Annotated in this window: 3 protein-coding genes and 1 pseudogene; 3 read left to right on the top strand and 1 reads right to left on the bottom strand. The window is 74.6% G+C overall.

Annotated elements, in window-relative coordinates; genetic code table 11:
• Positions 1-187: 187 nt before the first annotated feature.
• Both VR45_RS50715 and VR45_RS48060 read left to right on the top strand, forming a co-directional pair.
• Positions 188-397: pseudogene (locus tag VR45_RS50715) on the top strand (hypothetical protein); the annotation flags it as partial.
• Positions 398-545: 148 nt separating this feature from the next.
• Positions 546-989, top strand: coding sequence for a hypothetical protein (locus VR45_RS48060; RefSeq protein ID WP_045943151.1), 444 nt, complete (start codon positions 546-548; stop codon positions 987-989).
• A 22-nt stretch (positions 990-1,011) separates the two neighbouring features.
• Here VR45_RS48060 and VR45_RS48055 read toward each other — a convergent pair whose 3' ends face one another.
• Positions 1,012-2,406, bottom strand: a complete 1,395-nt coding sequence (locus VR45_RS48055) for a hypothetical protein (protein ID WP_199926032.1) — start codon at positions 2,404-2,406, stop codon at positions 1,012-1,014.
• 214 nt (positions 2,407-2,620) lie between these two features.
• Here VR45_RS48055 and VR45_RS30750 point away from each other — a divergent pair.
• On the top strand, positions 2,621-3,718 hold a 1,098-nt coding region (locus VR45_RS30750; RefSeq protein ID WP_045943149.1), incomplete at its 3' end, for a peptidase.

The raw sequence follows: 3,718 nt of genomic DNA, 5'->3' as shown, positions 1-3,718 counted from the left end.
CGCCGGTCCCGGCCTCGGCCGCGGCTACCCCGGCCGGCCCGAGGAGACGGCCCGCCGGTTCGTGCACTCGGCGCACGACAAGGACGGCCGGGTGTTGCTGACCGGCGACCTCGGCCGGTTCACCGCGGACGGCACGCTGGAGTTCATCGGCCGGGCGGCGGGCGTGGTCGGACCGACCGACGTCCGGATGTCCGCCACCGTCGCCAGGACGGTGTCCCTCGCGGCCCGGGCCGAGGCCCGGCTGCGCGCCCGCCCCGGGATCCGGGAGGCGGCGGTCGCCGAGGTGGAGGTGGCGCCCGGACGGCGCGAGCTGGTCGGGTACGCCGTCGCCGTGCCCGGCGCGCCGGACACCGACGGCTGGTCGCTGACGGCCGCGCTGAAGGCCTTGCTGCCGGACGGGGAGGCACCCGCCGCCGTGGTCCCGGTGCCCGAACTCCCGCGCACCCGGGCCGGCAAACTCGACCGGGCCGCGCTGCCGCTGCCCGCGCCGGCCGACCACGGGCGGCAGGAGCTGGAAGGGCGGCGGGAGCCGCGGCTCCGCCGGGGTGGACTCCGCCCTCGGCTGCGGCGTGATCGGCCTCGGGGTGCCGGCGGCGGTCGTCGCCGGGCTGCTCACGAACAGCCTCTGGCCGGGTTCGACCGACGTCTCGGCCGTTCCGGCCCCGTACGACGACCTCTTCCGGGTGCTCTACTTCTTCGAGTGCGCCTCGTTCGGACTCGGCGTGGCCTGGCTGCTGTTCGGAGCCGGGACTACGGCGCGGATGCGGCGGCCGCCCGGTCTCTCGTTCGCCGCGCACCTGGCGGTGTTCTGGCTGCTGGCCTCCTGGTGGCCGCAGGACAACCTGTACCGGACCACCCGCCCGTACGACTGGCACGCCCAGGCGTGGCTGGTCTTCGTGTTCAACATCGCCCTGATGGTCTCGGCCGCGATCCTGGTCCGGTTCCTGGCCTGGCGCCCGAAGCCGTCCGAACCGCCGAAGCAGCCCTGACCGGTGGGGCCCGGTCGGAGGCTCAGCGCAGGGCCTCGAACATCCGGCCCAGCCCGTGGTGGGCCGCCCCGAGCAGGGCCTGCGCGGCGTCCAGCGCCTCGACGCTCCGGGCGGCGAGCGCCAGACCGACGGCCGGCTCCGGCTCGTGGCCGGCCGTCACGATCAGCGGCAGCAGCGTCGCGCCGAGCCGCGCGCAGGCCGGGCGCAGCCGGTCCAGGTGGCCGTGCAGCGCCTCCTGGGAGAGCCGGGCGCCGAGCGGCATCGCGTCCAGGGTGCGGACCAGGTGGCCGGGGCCGCGCACCTGGTCCAGCCGGTGGCGCAGGACGAAGGCGATCGCCGGTCCGGTGAGCCGCAGATTGGCCTCGGTCGGGGCGAGCCGGCGTTCGCGGTCGGTGACGAAGTCCACGTCGTACCAGCCCCGGTGGCCGGCCTCGGCCAACCGCTCCCCCACCGCGAGGCCGAAGCGTTCGGCGGTGGCGGCGGCGCCGGGCGGCACCACGCCCGGACCGACCGTCACCCCCTGGTAGCGGGTCCCGTCGACCGCCATCTCGCCGACGCCCACCGGGTGGACCCGGCCGTCGGCGCCGATCACCGCGTCGAAGGTGAGGTCGCGCAGCCGGCCGGTGCCGGCCGGACCGGCGTCCACGTACTCCTCCAGCAGCAGCGGGCCGCCGGACGGCAGGGCGTCCTCGCGTTCCAGCCGGCGGAGCAGCGCCCGGGCGCCGCCGGCCGCCGACAGCTCCGCCGGGGTGATCACGACGGTTCCGTAACCACCCACTCCGTGCCGGGACTTGAGTACCGTGGCGCGGCCCCGGGCGGCGTGGGCGGCCAGTCGCCGGGCGGCCGCCCGGGGGCCGTCCACGGACTCCTGCCGGGGCACCCGCACGCCGGGGTGGTCCTGGGCGAGCGCGGCGAAGAGGCCGTGCGCGGCGTCCTTGGCCTCGTAGCGGCGGACGGCCGCGAGCTCCGGACCCTCGCCCCGGTCGGGGGTGCGGCCCCAGAACAGCACGGGGCCGGGGCCGGTGGCGAGCCGTTCGGCGAGCGCGGGGCGGGTGGCGAGGGCCTCGGCGACCGTCCCGCGGGGGGCGATGCCGTCGAACAGCTCGACCGGCCCCCAGTCCAGTTCGCGGGCGAGCCAGTCGATCCAGGCCCGGTCGACCTCGGCGGGCAGTACCAGGGCGGCGGGTTCGGGGCTGTAGCCGACGGCCAGTCCGGCGTAGTGGTGCGCCCGGCGGAGGCGGTCGGCGCGCCGCTCGGCGGCGGACGGCGACGTGGCGGACCTGCTGCCGGGGAACCTCCCTGGGGCGAACCGCCCGCGGGACGACGGTTCGAGGAGGAACTGCTCGTTGAAGTCGGCCACATTGCCGACGTGCACCGCACGACGTCCGCCGGTCCAGGCCCCCACCCATCCGTCCATCCCGCGAGCGTACGGCACGGGTGCTGACGAGCGCCCACGGACGACGGGCCCGGCGCAAGCGTGAACAGACAACTCGAAAACGATCACATTTGATCAATACAGGACACGAATTGGCAAAGTTCTGACGTTCGCTCTAGCCGTGGATGACTGCCCACCGTCAATCTCATCGCAGCTCTCATCCCTGCATCACGCAGCATCCCCGACTGGAGTCAGAGTGAGCCCCACCTCCTCTTCTCGCCGCTTCCTCGCGGCCGGAGCCATAGCGGCCACCGCCGCCCTCGTCGCCGCCACCGTCACCGCCGGGACCGCGTCCGCCGCCCCCACCGGCCGTGACGCGGCGATCGCCAAGGCCCGGGCCAACGTCGCCCACAACGCGTCGGTCTTCGGCTTCGCCGACGGCCAGGACCTCCTGGTCAAGGACGTCGTGCTGGACGCCGACGGCACCCAGCACGTCCGCTTCGACCGCACCTACCTCGGCCTGCCCGTGGTCGGCGGCGACCTGGTGGTCCACCAGGACTCCCGCGGCCGGCTCAAGGACTCCTCCCGCGCGGCCGCCCACGACGCCGCCGTGCGCACGATCGTTCCCAAGGTCCCCGCCCAGCTCACCGCCGGCCGCGCGCTCGAAGCCGCCCCCGGCGTCGACAGCGCCACCAGCAGCCCCGAACTCGTGGTCTGGGCCGCCGACGGCACCCCGCGCCTCGCCTGGCGCACCACCGTCGAGGGCACCGGCGACCACGGCCAGCCGGCCGGCCGGATCGTCGTCACCGACGCCAACACCGGTGAGCAGATCGAGGCCTACGACGCCGAGCACCAGGCCACCGGCACCGGCCACTCCGAGTACACCGGTGACATCACCATCGACACCACCGCGCAGACCGGCGGCTTCTCGCTGAAGGACCCGACGCGCGGCCACATCACCAAGGACGCCAACAACGTCTCCGCGAGCTCGCTCAACGCGAACTCCGGCACCCTCTTCACCGACACCGACAACGTCTGGGGCGACGGGAAGAAGTTCTCCACCGACCGCGCCACCGCGGCCGTCGACGCCCACGCCAACACCGCCTGGACGTACGACTACTACAAGAACACCTTCAACCGCAGCGGCATCAAGAACGACGGCAAGGGCGCCACCGTCTTCGTCCACGTCGGCACCAAGTGGGACAACGCCCAGTGGTCCGACAGCTGCTTCTGCATGATGACCGGTGACGGCGACGGCGTCACCGACCCGGAGCAGGTCGACCTCGACACCATGGGCCACGAGATGACCCACGGCGTCACCAGCGCCACCGCCAACCTCCGCTACAGCGGCGAG

This window comes from Streptomyces sp. NRRL S-495, from assembly GCF_000966955.1.
GTDB lineage: Bacteria > Actinomycetota > Actinomycetes > Streptomycetales > Streptomycetaceae > Kitasatospora > Kitasatospora purpeofusca.
Note: the sequence above shows the minus strand (reverse complement) of the source record. Positions and strands in the feature narration are given on the sequence as shown.

Coding starts and splice junctions, on each gene's coding strand:
- VR45_RS48055 (WP_199926032.1), bottom strand. CDS start 2,406: ATGGACGGATGGGTGGGGGCCTGGACCGGCGGACGTCGTGCGGTGCAC.